Annotated in this window: 1 protein-coding gene; it reads right to left on the reverse strand. The window is 31.7% G+C overall.

What is annotated here, in order from left to right:
* Nucleotides 1-246, reverse strand: a 246-nt coding sequence (locus R0J87_RS23370; RefSeq protein ID WP_498889361.1) for a hypothetical protein, incomplete at both ends; no start/stop codon positions are given.

A 246-nucleotide genomic window follows, 5' to 3' on the forward strand; every position in this document is an offset into this window, starting at 1 on the left:
TTTCAACTTTGTTCTTGCTAATTAACCTATAAACAGTAGGCATGAGTAAAACATAATGCACTGCATTAAAATCAGAGCTATTATATTTAGCTTCAGCAGCAAATCCCTTTAATGTGAGAAAAGTATTTACAAGGAAGTTTAAATCACTATTAAGACTGTTAATGTTAGTTATAGTAACCTTGCGTATACTTGCATCCCCATCCCCATCACCTTTATATACTTTAGATAAGCCTAGAAACTTCATAT

This window comes from Halomonas sp. SIMBA_159 (assembly GCF_046536035.1).
Lineage (GTDB): Bacteria > Pseudomonadota > Gammaproteobacteria > Pseudomonadales > Halomonadaceae > Vreelandella > Vreelandella venusta_A.